This is a genomic window from Paenibacillus sp. 7516, from assembly GCF_002272715.1.
Taxonomy (GTDB): domain Bacteria; phylum Bacillota; class Bacilli; order Paenibacillales; family Paenibacillaceae; genus Paenibacillus; species Paenibacillus illinoisensis_A.
This window is the reverse complement of record NZ_NPBI01000012.1, coordinates 578,926-595,192: the sequence shown is the minus strand read 5'-3', so window position 1 is coordinate 595,192 and position 16,267 is coordinate 578,926. Positions and strand designations below refer to the sequence as shown.

The window sequence follows — 16,267 nt, the reverse complement described above, 5'->3', positions numbered from 1 at the left end:
TCTGCTGTAATTTACAATTAAGCCCATCATACCACAGATGTAACCACTTACATAACCCGCAAAATCAACTAAGGAGTATAAAAGAAACGATTTTTAATTCTACTGCTTTCCAAGTGCATTGCCGTTATTGCTTAAACTGGCCTGTAACCATCAGAAGCGCTTCGGGAAGCTGATCCATAATTGCTGCCAGATGCTCATGCACACCCTTCGGTGTACCCGGCAAATTGACAATCAGCGTACGTCCACGAATCCCGCACACGCCCCGGAACAGCATGGCGGAACGATTTTTGCTCATAACGCTGTATCTCATCGCTTCTGCCATTCCCGGAACTTCACGTTCAATGACCCGACGCGTGGCTTCCGGTGTAATATCACGAATCGCCAGCTCCGTACCTCCGGTCGTTAGTACAAGGTCTGCATGAAAATAGTCTGTCATCTCAATCAAGGCCGCAATAATCTCATCGGGTTCATCCGGAACGATGCGGTATTCCACGATCTCCCCACCCAGTTCTTCTTCCACTAGCTCCCGGATTACTTGTGCACTCGTATCCTCACGTTCCCCGCGGGCCCCTTTGTCGCTGGCTGTCAGGATTGCTGTTCTCCACACCATAAAGATCACCCTTCTCCTCTATGAAAATAAATGTCCCTTATCGGTTGAAATCACCGTTTTTGCCACCACTTTTGGATTGCAGCATCGTTGGTCCGATAATCATGTCTTTTTGCAATGCTTTGCACATGTCATAGATCGTCAGTGCCGCTGCTGAAGCCGCCGTGAGCGCCTCCATCTCGACACCGGTTTTGCCTTCTGTTTTGACCGTGACCTGAATCGATAGTTCGTCCAGTCCATTGTCCTCAAAACGAATATCCACACCATTCAGTGCCAGCGGATGACACATCGGAATCCAGTCAGACGTTTTCTTGGCGCCTTGGATTCCTGCAATTTGAGCCACGGCCAGGACATCGCCCTTTCCGATCCGCCCCTCCCGAATGGCTTCCAGTGTGGAGGGGTTCATCGTTACTTTGGATACAGCCACTGCCGTGCGCACCGTTACGTCCTTGCCCGAAATATCCACCATACGGGCACGTCCCTGCTCGTTAAAATGTGTCAGCTTACCTTCGCTGGAATCCGATTCATTCCTTGCATTGGAGTTCAATACCATCACAACCCTTTATTCGATATGTAGTATACCTTCGGTTGTCATCAACAGATCCATACGCAGATCAAACGGGTCCATCGGAATTTCATCCTGCAGTTGTCCCGGCAAGACGATTGCAGCGAGAAGCGGCCTTTTCCCCGCCTTGAAGCACTCTGCTTCAAGCTGCTCGGCAAATCGGTCATAATAACCGCCACCATAACCAATTCGTCCGCCATGAAGATCATATCCAAGGCCGGGTACAATGACGAGATCAATATCCGGCCATTCCTCACGCTGAAGCACCTCACAGGTGTCTTTGGGTTCCGGGATCCCCCATACGCCAGGCTCAATATCGTGCTCTCCGGCCACCCGCCTTAATTCCATACGGTCCGGATTCGCCAATACTTTCGGTGCAAACATCCTGTCGCCGTGCTTCCAGCCATCCTCAAACAGAAAGGCCGTGGATGCTTCGCTTCTATAAGACAAGTAGCTGAAAATCGTCAACCTCCGCTTGTCCTGCCGAAGTCGCTGCAGCTCCTGTTTAGCCACAAGACTAACTTCACTCATGGCATGCTGCCGAATTGCCTCATCCATCCGATCACGACTCTTCATCAGTCTGGATCGAAGCTGGCTTTTGGGTTCCGTCCGGTCCTGCATGTTCCTGAATAACCTCCTGTTGATGTGGAAGGTAGTAAAAACGCCTCAATTCAAACCAATTATATGTTAAGACCAGTTGTCGTCTCGTTGAAAAAATTAAAATGAGTGATTTTCTGCAAAATCCTCATATATTCACATGTCTTCTTTCAGTTTATCATTGATTGAGCAAAAAGACTACACGCCGGGGCGCTCGTTATCGGTGCATTTGATCTGTATTTCATGTAAACTGGAATGTAGTTGAGTAATCAAGAACTGGACCTATGGAGGAACTTAATTATATGCTGCTGCAAGTATCCGGAATTATTAAACGTTATGGTGTCGATCCGATTTTGGACGGCGTGAACTTACAAATATTAGAACGTGAACGCATTGGACTCGTAGGCGTAAACGGTGCGGGGAAATCTACCCTGCTCAAAATCATTGCGGGAGAAATGTCCTATGATGGCGGACAAATTTTCAAATCCAAAGAGACAACCCTGGGTTATCTCGCCCAGAACAGTGGTCTGCAATCCGACCGCTCCATCTGGGAGGAAATGATGCACGTTTTCTCCCATCTGACCCAGGCTGAGGCTGAACTGCGCAAGATGGAACAGGATATCGCTGATCCGGCCCAGATGGAGGACGAGAAAAAATATGCGGACCTGCTTGAACGCTACGCCCAGCGATCGGACTGGTTCAAGGACCACGGCGGTTATGCGATGGAAACGCGCATCCGCAGCGTCCTGCACGGAATGGGCTTTGGCGAGTTTTCACCCGATACTCCAATTGCCACGCTAAGCGGCGGACAAAAGACACGTCTTGCACTTGCCCGCATCCTGCTTCAGGCACCCGACCTGCTCATGCTGGACGAGCCTACCAACTATCTGGACATTCCGACCCTAACCTGGCTGGAAGATTATCTAAGAGGTTATTCAGGGGCACTGCTCGTTGTATCCCATGACCGGTATTTCCTTGATCGGCTGGTGACCACCATTGTGGAGATCGAACGGCACCGCTCCAAAAAGTACACAGGGAACTACAGCCGTTATATGGAGCTGAAAGCAGCCGAGTATGAGAGTCAGATGAAACAGTACGAGAAACAGCAGGATGAGATCGCCAAAATGGAGGACTTTGTACAAAAGAATATTGTACGTGCATCCACGACAAAACGTGCTCAGAGTCGCCGTAAAGCACTGGACAAGATGGAACGTCTGGACAAGCCGATGGGTGACTTGAAGAAAGCTCATTTTTCTTTTGAGACAGCTGTCATGTCGGGTAAGGAAGTGCTTCGTGTGGACGATCTTTCCGTCGCTTACGATGAAGCCTCGCCATTATTTCGCAATGTATCATTTGATCTTAGACGCGGGGAAACGGTAGCCCTGATCGGACCGAACGGGATCGGGAAATCCACGATGCTGAAATGCCTCACTGGAAGCCTGCGTCCGGTAAGCGGCCAGATCCAGTGGGGAACCAAGGTGCAGATCGGGTATTATGATCAGGAGCAAACGGGACTAAACCCCAACAATACGGTTCTGGAAGAGCTCTGGAGCGCATATCCCGGCATGGAGGAAGCAAGAATTCGCACTGTACTTGGCAACTTCTTGTTCAGCGGAGATGATGTACTCAAAAAGATCTCATCATTGAGTGGCGGTGAGAAGGCTCGTGTCTCCCTCTCCAAGCTCATGCTCAAGGAAGCCAACATGCTCATTCTAGATGAGCCTACTAACCATCTCGACCTTTTCGCCAAAGAAGTGCTGGAAGCAGCGCTCATGGATTATGAGGGCACACTGCTGTTCATCTCTCATGACCGGTATTTCCTCAACAAAATGGCTGAACGGATCGTGGAGCTGCATCCTGGAGGAACAGAGCATTACCTAGGAAACTATGATGACTATATTGAGAAGAAGCAGGAGCTTGAGGACATTGCACGCGAAGCCGAAGAAGCAGCTCTCTCCTCCTCTAAGCGGTCTGTGAAACCAGATCAGGAACCAACCGAGAAATCCGGTGCCGCTTCATTCGAAGCAGACAAGCAGGCCAAGCGTGAGGAGCGTAACCGGCAGCGGAAACAGGAAGCACTCGAACAGGAGATTGCGAAGCTGGAAACGGAAATTACGGAGCTTGAAGCCCAGATGGCCCTGCCAGAGGTGTATCAGGATTACGTGAAGCTGCAGGAGCTTCAGGCAGATGCGGAAGCGCGGAAGCTCCAGCTGGCCAAAGCGTACGAAGATTGGGAAGCCCTCGCGCTCGAGTCTTGATTTCTCGACTCGTCAGCGTAAGTATTGGACTCATGTGCAAGTTAAGTTAATACAAAGAGATACAGTAAAAGCCGACTCCTTGACGGGATCGGCTTTTTTGCTGTTTTTGTTGAATATGAATCACATCAGAGATTAATTTAGAGTTTTTGCATTTGTCAAATTTACTCGAATTGTGAAAAATATTTTTACTCCACTCCATTTCATGTTTATCCACAGAAAAGCTAGATAGCAAGCAGTTTAATGAAGTTAATTATACAGCGGTAGAATCGCATTTTTGAACAAAAACCATATTTATCCACCAAGTTATCCACGTTATCCACAAGTTTGTGGATACAGTAGGTGTATACTATCCCCTAAACCCTTTTAGTTTCGAAAACATTGCTGGATTGGCTTTGGTACAGTTACCCACAAATTATCCTGAATATGTGGATAACTATAATCACATCTTGACAGATCGCTTTTTACTTATATAGATTATCTCACATAATCAGACAAAAGCAGACCTTCAGATCTAAGGTCTGCTTTTCAATTTCTAATACGTCACTTCACTATTTAGCTTGCTTATTCAACCTTTTCTATACGTGTACAGACTTGTCGCTTTCCGTTGACTCTGCCTTGAGTCCCGCAGCGTTACATGCCGCCACATAAGCAAGACCTGCTGCCATAACAATATCATTGTGCGTAGCTGTTCCTCTGAATTCCCGTCCTGCACGCTCCACGGCAACAGCCGCCTCTGCCGTCGCCTCTTCTCCTCCGCTCAGCGCATGGATTTCCATATCCACGAAGCTGATATCATCAGAAATGCTCTGACCGATCGCACGGATGGCTGCTTCTACCGGCCCGCTGCCAACGGCAGAATACGTCTGTTCGCCCGCACCTGTCCGGATCCGAACGGCTGCCATCCGGTCTGTCATGCTGCCTGCCGTTACCTGCAGTTCAACCAGCTCATAATCCTGTGCAGGAATGTTCATCGTCTGGCTGACCATTTGCAGCAGCTGATCGTCACTAACCACTTTTTGCTTGTCGGCCGTTTCCTTGAACACTTCGTACAATTGTTCCATTTGCTGCTCATCCGGTTCAAAACCGTACTTGCGAACACGGTCTTTCAGGGCATGACGACCCGAATGTTTCCCCAGAATGATCATGCTGCGCGGAATCCCCAATGCTTCAGGGTCCATAATTTCATAGGTGTTCCGATTCTTCAGCAGTCCATCCTGGTGGATTCCCGATTCATGCTGGAACGCATTGCGTCCGACCACCGGCTTGTTATAAGCAATCGGGAAGTGCATGGCCCGGCTGATCTGGCGGGACGTCTCGTATAGCTGATTCAATTTGATATTTGTTGTGGCCCCAATGGCATCGCCGCGTGTCTCCAGTGCCATAATCAGCTCCTCCAATGCACAGTTACCTGTACGCTCACCAATTCCGTTGATCGTTACTTCGATCTGGGAAGCCCCGTTCGCGATCGCAGCCAAACTGTTGGCCACTGCAAGTCCCAGATCATTATGACAGTGCGCGCTATACCTTACTTGATCGCCACCTCTTGCCCCCTCGCGGACACGGCGGAACATCTCTCCGTATTCATGCGGCAGCGCGTAACCAACGGTATCTGGCAGATTGATGATGCTGGCCCCAGCTTCAATAGCTACCTCAATCATCTCGATCAGATCATCCATCTTGGTCCGGGCTGCATCCATCGCCGTGAATTCCACAATGTCGGTAAACTGGCGTGCATAGGACACCATCTCCCGTGCAGTAGCGACAACCTCACTGCGCGGACGACGCAATTGGTGCTCGATATGGATATCTGACGAAGAGATGAACAGGTGAATCCGGCGTCGTGCAGCATCAGCTGTTGCTTTCACTGCAGCATCTATGTCTCCTTTGACCGCACGGGCAAATCCGCAAATTTCCACATGTTGCAGTTGTCTGGATATCGCCTGAACCGCCGCGAACTCACCTGGGCTGGAGATCGGGAATCCAGGCTCAATGACGTCAATGCCAAGCGCAGCCAGCTGGTGAGCCAGCTCAATTTTTTGTTCCGGCTGCAGACTGGCTCCAGGTGCCTGTTCTCCATCACGCAGTGTGGTATCAAAAATCTCAATTTTCCGCTTGTTCATTTCCGTTGTCATTTTACTCCGCCTCCATTAATTTCAATGTATGTGTATTCCATGATAAACATTATCCATGCTGTTTTTTCTCTCCTGAGTGCACGTCGACTTGCACTCCTGAATTCAATACCTGCTCACCCTTCCAAAACGATACTCTTCCACACCCACCCATTTGCTGCCGGCAGCAAAACAAATAACCCGCCATCTCATCTAAGAGACGGCGGGTTATATCCCCTCCGCGGTACCACTCTTGCTTGACGAATCCGGCTTGCGCCAGACATCATCCACCTCGTCGTCTCCAGGCTCACCATCACTGCGCTGTTCATATCGCTGCTTAATGGAGCAATCTGGAGAAACACCTTATAACGGTGGTCAGCCGTTGCTGTGTACACAGGACTTCCTGTTTCCACAGCTCCGTTCCCGGGCGAGATTCAAACGATTCCAGCCACTGCGTCGCACCACCCCGCAGCTCTCTGAGCGCTTCATCGTTTTACTGCTCCCGTTCATTACATTTATCGTATGTGACCCTTTTGTTCAATCCAAAAAGCCTGCCATCTCTCGCAATAATGCAAGAGACGACAGGCTGTAACCATCGCGGTACCACTCTTGTTGACTTCCCACGCTCCCAAGGCAGCTTCCGTATGCGTCCATACGGATCTATTTCCTCAAGGATGAAAAATCCCCTTGTTATTGCCGAGTTCTTACCTGACATTCAGGTCATCTGCACGGCAACGGCCCAATCACGGAGGCAATCCGTAACGATGTACTTTCTCATGACCTGTTCGGCCTTCGGATCCTCCTGGGGAGTTTCCGTGTTCCATCGTTCCGCTTCCAGGCGAGTTTCTGGTTTCCTTCGACTGCGTTGCACCACCCCGCAGTTCTCTAAGACCCGGATTAACCTTACTATTCCTGTTCATCGCGTTTTCGGTTCAGGACTTCAATATCCTGTTTAAATTTGTAACTAATATACATTCTTCACATGCTGCTGTCAACTCTTAAATTCCTACGTCTGACTACACAGACTGAACAGACCATGCCTCCAAGGATAGTCCCGGATCTGCCTTGGCATCGAATTCCGAGATTTCACCCCGCTGCCATTTCAAATAAGCGGCAGCTCCGATCATCGCTGCATTATCCGTGCAGTACTCCATCGGAGGAATCAGCAATTCGAGCCCTTCCTTGGCACAACGCTCCTGCAATGCCGAGCGTAAACCGCGGTTTGCCGCAACGCCTCCGCACAGCAGCAGCTGGCGTGATCCGTATTCACGAACGGCTCGCACCGCTTTCTCTACCAATACTTCCACTACAGCTTCCTGGAACCCGCGTGCAACAGCAGACGGTTCCAGCGTTTCTCCACGCATTTTGGCATGATTGAGTGCGTTCAGCACAGCAGATTTCAATCCGCTAAGACTGAAATCATAAGAACCCGCTTCCAGCCACACCCGAGGTAACGGCACAACCTGTTCTGCTTCAGACGCCATCCGGTCCACATGAGGGCCCCCCGGATACGGGCATCCCAAGGCACGTGCTACCTTATCATAAGCCTCACCTACGGCATCATCCCGCGTACGGCCAATCAGTTTGAACTTACCCTCGGATTCCATATGCACAAGCTCCGTATGTCCACCAGACACAACCAGAGCCATCGCAGGATATTGCAATTCATGTGTAAGCCGATTGGCATAGATATGACCAGCAATATGATGCGTGCCAATCAGCGGTTTGCCCAGAGCCATGGCAAGCGTTTTGGCCGCAACAATACCTACCAGCAATGCACCCACCAGACCAGGTCCCTGCGTTACGGCGATCGCGCTTAGGTCTCTTGGACGGATACCGGATTGTTCAATCGCCTGTTCCATCATCAAGGTAATCACTTCAACATGCTTACGGGAAGCGACCTCAGGGACCACTCCGCCAAACGCCTTATGTGTCTCAATCTGACTCGAGATCAGGTTGGACAGCACTTCCTGCCCATCCTTGACCACGGCAACCGATGTTTCATCACAGCTGGTCTCCACCGCCAAAATATAGGATGGACCCAATTGTTGTTGTTCACTCAGTTCGTTCATGAATCTATTACGCTTCCTTCCTCTTCGCCGCCCCGGCCTGCAGGCGGCAAATTCGCCCACATAATCATCGCATCCTCCTGATTGTCGGAGTAATACCCTTTGCGAAGACCTGCCGATTCAAACCCTTTTTTCTCATACAAACGCTGGGCAACCAGGTTCGATACCCTCACTTCCAGCGTCATTCGCTCCATGCCAAGATATGCCGCTGTTCTCATAAGCTCATCCAGCAGCTTCTCGCCAAGCTTGCGACCACGGTAAGCCTCTCTTACCGCAATGTTGGTAATATGAGCCTCATCCATGATGGTCCACATCCCGGCATATCCGATAGCTCTGCCTTCCAGTTCCATGACCATATATTTGGCAAAATGATTATTCGTTAATTCGTTTCGAAATGCTTCTTCCGTCCAGGGCATCGTAAATGCCTCATGTTCAATCACCATAACATCGGGAATGTCGTTCAATGTCATGAGCCTGAACTGAAGTGCTGCATCCTGTCCATAACCTTCCATCTCGTCCATCCGCTCGCCACCCTTCTTTCAGCCTTTGCGCAGTAGATTGGCTTCCGCCTCGGCCAGCTGGGTGTAGTTCGGCACCAGCGCATGCACATCGTCGCGCTGCCCTGCGAGCAGCGCTTCGGCGCCAAGGCGCCCGATCCAGCGGCCTTCCAGCTCATAGGGAACGAGCTGGAGTGCCGTACCTGCAGGGCAGCGGAGCTCAGCCGCTGCTGCCGCATGCGGGCCCGTCTCGCCGACAATCCAGACGGCTGCGGGCCGCTCTTCCGGCGCCGCCTCCGCCATGCGGGCGGCGAGGGCTTCCAGCCATCCGTCCATCAGGCGGATGGCATCTGGCGCGAGCCGCCGGGGCGCATCGCTTCCGGCGGAGGCAAACAGCGCGGTGTACGCCTGGCCGCGCCGCGCATCCACGAGCGGAACGATCCAGTGGACAGGGGCGGCACCTGTGCCGCCCTGGTCCGCGGATGGCGTTCCGCCAGCCCCTGCTGCGGCAGGTTCATCTGCCGCAGCTTCAGCCTTGGCCGCGAGGCCGCGGTGCCAGCCGCCCCAGGCCATCGCCTGCAGGCTGGACACCCCGGCAACGGGGATGTCCCATGCCCAGGCGAGTGTCTTCGCCGCCGTTACCGCAATGCGGATACCTGTGTATGAGCCTGGGCCGATGCCTACGGCAATGCCGTCCAGCTGGCCAGGTGCAGTGCCGCTCGCTGCCAGCAGCTGCTCCATTACAGGCACGACGTGCACCGAGTGATTCCGTTCGGCACGTTCATTGCGCTCCTCCAGCAAGGCGTGATCTTCCATCACCGAGGCAGCCATCACCGCGGTGGACGTATCCAACGCCAAAAACCGCTGACGCGGCTTTTTTTGTAAATCTTTCATCATTTATTGACTCCATTCTGTCTGAACTGCCGGCACATGGCCGCATAAGTCTCACCGTATCCATCCAGCGTAATCTTGCGATCCTCCGGACCGGTTGTTTCAATCTGTACATGCAAATGGTCCTCCGGCAGCAGTTCGGGAATGATACTGGACCACTCCACCAGACTGACTCCGGCTCCATAGAAGTATTCATCCAGTCCAAGCTCGTCCGCTTCTTCCAGTGAAATACGATACACATCCATGTGATATAAAGACAAACGCCCTTCATATTCCTTAATTAACGTAAACGTGGGACTGTTCACCACTTCACGTATACCCAAATGCCAGGCAAACTTCTGTGAAAATGCCGTTTTGCCCGCGCCCAAATCACCGTCAAGTGCAATCACCATTCCGGCAATTGCCTGTTCAGCAAGTGCGGACGCAAGCGCCTCTGTATCTGCAATACCATGGGACTCAAACACCCATTGCTCATGCGTTTTGTTCAATATACGCCCCACCTTTGGCGGTCAGCCGCCTGAGTTCACTTTGAACCTTATTATATCGGTCCCCTTCTCCCCCCGCAAGCATCGAAGACGAACAGCAAAAGCAATATTGGCAGATCGTAAAATTAAATAAACCGGTACCTGACGGCACCGGCCTTCTTACGACATCCTGTATTTAACGTTATCTTCGCTAACTTCCTACTCTTCCAGGCGGTCCACACGAACGGTCTGGGTATTCCCCGGGTTGCTGCCTACCTGAACGGTTGCCATTCCGTTAGCTTCGTCCACATGTTCGATCCAAACCGGATCTCCCTCCAGGGTAACAGCAATCGTATCTTTGGAATCGTAAATCGCCTTGGCACGTTTTGCATCCATCATTTTATTCATACTCTCCTTCCGGATCATCATGTGGTTCACGAATCATCGTGTCCGTCGTACTCTCACCAATATACCCGTTATCCTCGGTAACCTGACCTCCACCTAACCCTTCATTTACCATCCGGTCAATGTCGAGCATGAAGGACTCCCGATCAAGTGGCAGTTTTTCGGAAGTCACCGCTTCCCAGTTCACCGCAGCAGCTGGCGTGTAAAATTCTTCAGAATCCTCTGCCCCGTCAATGGGATATGGAGAAAAGGCATGTTTGTGCGCTTCTTCTTCATCCCTAGTGTTCTTCATTTCGGCACCTCCCAGCTTGTTCGATGTCATACCCTTCCTGACTCACATGCTTAAGACTCAATACCATGTTCAAGCATGTTTCTGTTATCATCCCCCAGTCAGCCCGAACCATACGAATTCATCCTGTAAGCGATTATCCAGTCACGGAAATGCCCATACTACATCATAAAAAGGTACCTCGGAAAGGAGCCGACCCATGCATACGGTCTGGAAAGGTGCAATCAGCTTTGGGCTCGTGCACGTCCCTGTCAAAATGTTCTCGGCTACTGAAGACAAAGACATCTCCATGCGATACATCCATAAAGTCTGCGGCAGCCCGCTCGCTTATGTCCGTCAATGTCCTTCCTGTGAAGTGGATGTGAAGTGGGAAGAAATTACGAAAGGATATGAATACGAAAAAGGAAAATTTGTGCTCTTCGAAAAAGATGAGCTGGAAGCCCTGAATGATTCGGCCAGCAAGACCATCACCATCCTGGATTTTGTGGATTTGACGGAGATTGATCCCATCTATTTTCAAAAAACATACTACCTCTCTCCCGACCAGGCCGGCGGAAACGCTTATCAGCTGCTGATGACAGCCATGCGTGACACGGGCAAAATCGGTATCGCCAAGGTCTCCATTCGTTCCAAAAGCAGCCTCGCTGCCATTCGGGTTCTGGAGGATTGTCTCTCCATGGAAACCATCTTCTATCCAGATGAGATTCGTCCGGTCTCACAAGTACCAAACTTGCCGGAAGCCCAAAATGTCAATGACAAGGAATTGACGATGGCGAAGCTGCTGATCGATCAATTGTCCACGCCTTTTGAACCCGGCAAATATACAGACGATTACCGCAATAAACTGCTGGATCTCATCAATCACAAAGTTGCGGGTGAAGAGATCAAGATTGCGCCGGCTAAACCGGAAGCGAATGTGATGGATTTGATGGCAGCCCTCCAAGCCAGCATTGAGGCAGTCAAGCCCATCCCTGCAGACCCGGGAACAACGACTGCCAAACCCAAAAAACGCGCAACCAAAAAGACAACTGTACAAGCCGTGGTCGGTGGCGATACCGAAGCAGCTCCAGCCAAAAAGAAAAGAGCAGCTTCCAAGTCCAAATCATAACGAACAAAAATTTTTTACGATACAACCCATCCGGCTCCGTTAGCCGGATTTTATTTTTTTATAAGCCCTCCTGCCCGCTAGTTTAGGTTTGCTCGGAACGTGAAAATACAATTGACGAAAGATGATTTATATTTTATATTAACTTATGAAAAGTAACTTATTTATAATTTTAAAGTGTATCCTATAGGATCCGAAGCGAGAATGATCTAACGTACCTACCCTTGTTATTGCAATTTAGATGAGATGATCTCAAACTTATTTTATATTAGGAGGAAATGAAGATGACTACCCCATACCAGATCCCTGCAACTACTCATTTGGGTGAAGTAAGCCTGCGAATAAGCAATCTGGAGCGATCCATTCAATTTTACACCGAGGTGGTTGGTCTTCGTTTATTGGAACGCCAGGATAAGGTCGCAACGATGACCGCCGACGGCAAAACGTCACTGCTGCGCCTGGAAGAACTGACTGATGCGGTGACATTGCCTGTACGCTCTCACGCGGGCTTGTACCATTTTGCCATTCTTCTGCCTGACCGCAAATCCCTCGGACTTGCACTGCGAAACCTCGCCGCCTCCGGCATTGAAATCGGCCAAGGGGATCACCTGGTGAGTGAAGCCTTTTATATTTCCGATCCGGATCAAAACGGCATTGAAATCTACGCTGACCGCCCGCGTGATACCTGGAGACGTGATACAGACAACAACTACATCATGGCAAGTGATCCAGTGGATGTACAGAGCTTGTTCGACATCTCGGAAAATGAGCCATGGCATGGCCTGCCGGCCGGAACGGTTATTGGTCATGTACACTTTCATGTACGCAGCCTGGAGGAATCCCGCCGTTTCTACACGGGTGTTCTCGGTTTTGACGTCGTTGGCAATTTCGCTGGCATGTCAGCGCTGTTTGTTTCCGCAGGTGGATATCACCACCATATCGGCCTGAATATCTGGGCAGGCACAGGCGCTCCTGTGAATCCGAACCGGGCTACGGGAATTGACTACTTTACCATCGTGTACGCCGGACAGGAACAATTGCAGCAAGCGCTGGAACAATTGCGCACGCAAGGTTCCACACTTGAAGAACTGGGCGGTCAATGGTTTACCATTGATCCGCAGAATATCCGCATACAGCTGGTTACAGCAGAATAAAGCACGTTACACAATCATTTTTTTGATTCCATTCCATACCGAGAAAGCTCGGACAGTGTACATCTCTTGATCCTTTGATTAGAGATGATGCCCTCGTCCGGGCTTTATTTACTATTATAAATATGGTGAATTTGGCGCATCCTAACCTAATATCCAGCCCGGTCGATGAAGGAGAACCCACATGGTTGAAAAGGGACGTCTGACTGTAAGGCAGCTTGCCGCCTTAATGTTCCTCTGTACAATTGGTGAACAAATACTTGTATTTCCGGCCATGATTACCTCATTCGCCCACGAAGATGCCTGGATATCCGGTTTACTCGGTGTCGCCGGAGGTATGGGGATTCTGTTCATTTTTTTGGTCACCTATAAGCTTCACCCCAAACTCAATCTTATCGAAAATGCACTTCATACATTTGGACCTTGGATCGGAGCCTTGTTCAGCTGCTTTTATTTGTTTTATTTTCTGATTAGCACTTCCACATTCGTCAGGGAAATCGGCGATTTCATGTCTACCCAGATCCTGCCTGAATCACCGCACTTGATTGTGCATCTGCTCTTTGTCGGCACTCTCGTGTGGGGACTCATCTGTGGCCTCGAATGTATAGCCAGGAGTGCAGAGCTTTGGCTTCCCTTGATCGTCTTGTTTTTGATTATTCTGACGGTTTGTCTGCTCCCTCACGTAAAGTTGGATAACATCCAGCCTGTTCTTGCTCAAGGCTTCGCTGCTCCATTCCGAGGTTTCATCGCCGTGCTGACATATCCTTACTGTGAGTTATGTATCTTCATGATGTTACTCCCGTACACCAAGAAGGAGCCTCATTTGGAGAAGGATTTTCTTCTGGCAGGACTCATCGGCGGTCTGATGCTTACACTGACACTGACCATCTGCCTGCTTGTCATGGGGCCGTTCATGACACAGCATCACTGGTTTGCCTCATTCAAGCTATCGCAGAAGATTAATATAGGCAACTTTCTGCAGCGGATTGAAGCCTTCATGGCATCCGTCTGGATTATCGCCGTTTTTTTCAAAAGTATTCTATTCTTTTACAGCTTTATCCTGGGGGTTACGAACCTGTTCCGACTTTCCAGCTATCGTAAGCTTATTCTGCCAGGGGCCCTTTTGATTTTGGCGATGTCGATCCTGGTCGCTCCGGACGAGGTTTTTTATCTCAAAGTCATTATCCCTTATTGGATCGACTGGGATCTTACATGCGGCATTGCACTTCCTGTGCTGCTTATTTTGGTACATAAATTGAAGTCTCGTGCTTCAAAACGAGAACGTTATAACAGGTAAGCACTTCTGATTACGTTTGCTCAATACTGCCACCCGAAAGGAGCCCTGCACATGTTTAAGCCTCTGATCCCCTTTGAACCCATATCTCGGGACAGCATTCCAAACGGACCTAACTGGATTGCCCAGGTGAAATGGGATGGTGTTCGCATGCTTGCGTACGAGGATGGCCATGAACTCAGGTTGATTAACCGCAGACTGCACGACCGGACAGTCCAATATCCAGAGCTGGTCTCTGACCGCAATCTGTGCAGCGCCCCCTCCTACATTCTGGATGGTGAAGTGATTGCGCTTGACCCCGAAACGGGAAAGCCTTCTTTTTACCATGTGCTGCGCCGGGACCGTATGAGCAAACCAGATGCGATTGCCCAAGCGGTGTACCGGATTCCGGTCACTTATATGGTTTTCGATATTTTGTACTGTGATGGAAAATGGGTCACCGATCAACCACTTGCAGAACGCCAGCGTCTGCTGCATCATGTTCTCAACCCGGGCTCACACGTTCAGGAGGTGACCAATACCTCCGATGCGGCTTCTCTGCTCACCGTTATGAGGCAGCATCAGATGGAGGGGATTGTCTGTAAAGACCTTACAAGTACCTACGGCATCAATGGCAAGGATCAGCGCTGGCAAAAAGTTAAAATCATGCATGATCTATATGCCATGATTGGCGGGGTTACCTACCGGAGCGGCGTCGTTAACGCCATTGCGGTTGGTGTATATGACGGGCCTCATTTTGTCTATATTGGTCATGTCGGCACAGGTAAGCTGAACTCAGCCACCTGGCGTAAACTGACCGAGCAAGTCGAACCTTTGATTCAAGAGGAGCGGCCGTTCCATAACGTGCCTGAACGAAGCTCCGAAACAACTTGGATCAAGCCCGAGATCGGAGTCAAAGTGCAATACATGGAACTAACCCAGCATCGCACCTTACGCCATCCGAGTATACAAGCATTCGCGGAAGTGTCTCGTGAAGACTGTCTTGCCAGCCAACTCACAATCGAGGTGTAGCAGGCGTGTTTTTTTTCGTTAGACTCATGAAAAGGGAGGTGTTCATATGCCCCGTACGATCAAAGGTACCATTACCATCGAGGGAATAGAGCTTACTGTAACCAATCCCGACAAACTGCTGTGGCCTGAAGCAGGAGTGACGAAAGCCATCTATCTGCAGAAGCTTGCAGCGATCGCTCCCTTTCTGCTGACGTACACCAGGAACCGCCTCCTGACAACCATCCGATATCCGCACGGTGCAGGCGGTGAATTTTTTTATCAAAAAAATGCTCCTGAACCCATTCCCGATTTCGTACGTACCGAGATCCACGAAGGCATCCGCTATATCGTCATGGACGGTCTTCCGGAACTGCTGTGGCTCGGCAATCTTGCTGCCCTGGAGTTCCACCCCTCCTTACATGCCGTAGGGAGCCATCTGCCATGTGAATGGATGATTGATCTCGACCCCTCACTTGAGGAGGAGCCCCGTATTATGCAGGCAGCTCTAATAGTAGGGGAGACACTAACCTCCCTCGGCCTCCGTTCTGTACCCAAAACTTCCGGTGCCACAGGCATACAGATCATCGTTCCCATTCGTCAGGGCGTCACCTTTGATGAGCTGCGGGACATTGGTCATTTTGTCGGCAAGTACGTCACCCAGAAGCATCCGGACCTGTTCACACTGGAGCGGCTCAAAAAGGACCGCGGAGACCGCATTTATTTTGATTACCTGCAGCATTATGGCGGCAAAACCCTGGCAGCACCATACACACCTCGTGCCAAACCCGGAGGTACCGTATCCACCCCGCTCACGTGGGATGAAGTTCGGAACAATGTGTCGGTGAAGGATTATCACCTGATGAATATTGTGGAACGGCTCCAGCAGGTAGGCGATCTCATTGCCAGTGTTGAGCCGCAGCCAGTTGAACTCATTACGCAGCACCTCAAAAAGAAATAGCCGGCAGCCCTCAAACCAA

17 protein-coding genes and 1 other annotated feature are annotated in these 16,267 nt (G+C 50.5%); of the genes, 6 read left to right on the top strand and 11 right to left on the bottom strand.

Features of this window, described 5'->3' with window-relative positions; genetic code table 11:
• Window positions 1-124: 124 nt before the first annotated feature.
• The 3 genes from CHI14_RS13910 to CHI14_RS13900 are packed head-to-tail and all read right to left on the bottom strand — an operon-like array spanning window position 125 to window position 1,793.
• Window positions 125-610, bottom strand: coding sequence for a MogA/MoaB family molybdenum cofactor biosynthesis protein (locus tag CHI14_RS13910; RefSeq protein ID WP_095289023.1), 486 nt, complete (start codon window positions 608-610; stop codon window positions 125-127).
• 37 nt (window positions 611-647) lie between these two features.
• On the bottom strand, window positions 648-1,160 hold the full coding sequence (gene moaC / locus CHI14_RS13905; RefSeq protein WP_095289022.1) for a cyclic pyranopterin monophosphate synthase MoaC: 513 nt from the start codon (window positions 1,158-1,160) through the stop codon (window positions 648-650).
• Between the two features lie 9 nt (window positions 1,161-1,169).
• Window positions 1,170-1,793, bottom strand: a complete 624-nt coding sequence (locus tag CHI14_RS13900; protein ID WP_095289021.1) for a 5-formyltetrahydrofolate cyclo-ligase — start codon at window positions 1,791-1,793, stop codon at window positions 1,170-1,172.
• Window positions 1,794-2,071: 278 nt separating this feature from the next.
• On the opposite strand from CHI14_RS13900, the gene CHI14_RS13895 reads away from it, so the two are divergent.
• Window positions 2,072-4,027 (top strand): ABC-F family ATP-binding cassette domain-containing protein, encoded by a 1,956-nt coding sequence (locus CHI14_RS13895; RefSeq protein ID WP_095289020.1) that lies wholly within the window; start codon window positions 2,072-2,074, stop codon window positions 4,025-4,027.
• A 575-nt stretch (window positions 4,028-4,602) separates the two neighbouring features.
• On the opposite strand, the gene CHI14_RS13890 is transcribed toward CHI14_RS13895, so the two are convergent.
• The 8 genes from CHI14_RS13890 to CHI14_RS30470 all read right to left on the bottom strand — a co-directional run bounded on the left by CHI14_RS13890 (window position 4,603) and on the right by CHI14_RS30470 (window position 10,753).
• On the bottom strand, window positions 4,603-6,159 hold the full coding sequence (locus CHI14_RS13890; RefSeq protein ID WP_095289019.1) for a 2-isopropylmalate synthase: 1,557 nt from the start codon (window positions 6,157-6,159) through the stop codon (window positions 4,603-4,605).
• A gap of 189 nt (window positions 6,160-6,348) precedes the next feature.
• Window positions 6,349-6,654 (bottom strand) — a binding site (T-box leader).
• A 224-nt stretch (window positions 6,655-6,878) separates the two neighbouring features.
• Complete coding sequence (locus CHI14_RS30830) at window positions 6,879-7,055, bottom strand: hypothetical protein (protein ID WP_481856408.1); 177 nt, start codon at window positions 7,053-7,055, stop codon at window positions 6,879-6,881.
• 96 nt (window positions 7,056-7,151) lie between these two features.
• The gene (gene tsaD, locus CHI14_RS13885; RefSeq protein ID WP_095289018.1) at window positions 7,152-8,207 is read right to left on the bottom strand and encodes a tRNA (adenosine(37)-N6)-threonylcarbamoyltransferase complex transferase subunit TsaD; all 1,056 of its coding nucleotides are present in this window, start codon (window positions 8,205-8,207) and stop codon (window positions 7,152-7,154) included.
• On the bottom strand, window positions 8,204-8,725 hold the full coding sequence (rimI, locus tag CHI14_RS13880) for a ribosomal protein S18-alanine N-acetyltransferase (protein WP_170948130.1): 522 nt from the start codon (window positions 8,723-8,725) through the stop codon (window positions 8,204-8,206). The genes tsaD and rimI overlap by 4 nt, the downstream gene beginning before the upstream one ends.
• Window positions 8,726-8,743: 18 nt before the next feature.
• Complete coding sequence (gene tsaB, locus CHI14_RS13875; protein ID WP_095289134.1) at window positions 8,744-9,595, bottom strand: tRNA (adenosine(37)-N6)-threonylcarbamoyltransferase complex dimerization subunit type 1 TsaB; 852 nt, start codon at window positions 9,593-9,595, stop codon at window positions 8,744-8,746.
• Window positions 9,595-10,080 carry a tRNA (adenosine(37)-N6)-threonylcarbamoyltransferase complex ATPase subunit type 1 TsaE gene (gene tsaE, locus CHI14_RS13870; protein WP_095289017.1) on the bottom strand — a complete coding sequence of 162 codons (486 nt, stop codon included), beginning with the start codon at window positions 10,078-10,080 and terminating at the stop codon, window positions 9,595-9,597. Before tsaE ends, tsaB begins: the two co-directional genes overlap by 1 nt.
• Window positions 10,081-10,275: 195 nt before the next feature.
• Complete coding sequence (locus tag CHI14_RS13865) at window positions 10,276-10,452, bottom strand: H-type small acid-soluble spore protein (protein ID WP_095289132.1); 177 nt, start codon at window positions 10,450-10,452, stop codon at window positions 10,276-10,278.
• A gap of 4 nt (window positions 10,453-10,456) precedes the next feature.
• Window positions 10,457-10,753, bottom strand: coding sequence for a hypothetical protein (locus CHI14_RS30470; protein ID WP_249281102.1), 297 nt, complete (start codon window positions 10,751-10,753; stop codon window positions 10,457-10,459).
• Window positions 10,754-10,949: 196 nt separating this feature from the next.
• Here CHI14_RS30470 and ku point away from each other — a divergent pair, with 196 nt between their 5' ends.
• The 5 genes from ku to ligD all read left to right on the top strand — a co-directional run bounded on the left by ku (window position 10,950) and on the right by ligD (window position 16,248).
• On the top strand, window positions 10,950-11,858 hold the full coding sequence (gene ku / locus CHI14_RS13855) for a non-homologous end joining protein Ku (RefSeq protein ID WP_095289016.1): 909 nt from the start codon (window positions 10,950-10,952) through the stop codon (window positions 11,856-11,858).
• Window positions 11,859-12,139: 281 nt separating this feature from the next.
• Window positions 12,140-13,009 carry a VOC family protein gene (locus tag CHI14_RS13850; protein WP_095289015.1) on the top strand — a complete coding sequence of 290 codons (870 nt, stop codon included), beginning with the start codon at window positions 12,140-12,142 and terminating at the stop codon, window positions 13,007-13,009.
• A 181-nt stretch (window positions 13,010-13,190) separates the two neighbouring features.
• A complete protein-coding gene (locus CHI14_RS13845) occupies window positions 13,191-14,303 on the top strand; it encodes a GerAB/ArcD/ProY family transporter (RefSeq protein WP_095289014.1) in 1,113 nt (370 codons plus the stop codon).
• Window positions 14,304-14,354: 51 nt separating this feature from the next.
• The gene (locus CHI14_RS13840; RefSeq protein ID WP_095289013.1) at window positions 14,355-15,311 is read left to right on the top strand and encodes an ATP-dependent DNA ligase; all 957 of its coding nucleotides are present in this window, start codon (window positions 14,355-14,357) and stop codon (window positions 15,309-15,311) included.
• 46 nt (window positions 15,312-15,357) lie between these two features.
• A complete protein-coding gene (gene ligD / locus CHI14_RS13835) occupies window positions 15,358-16,248 on the top strand; it encodes a non-homologous end-joining DNA ligase (RefSeq protein ID WP_095289012.1) in 891 nt (296 codons plus the stop codon).
• The last annotated feature ends 19 nt before the right edge of the window (window positions 16,249-16,267 follow it).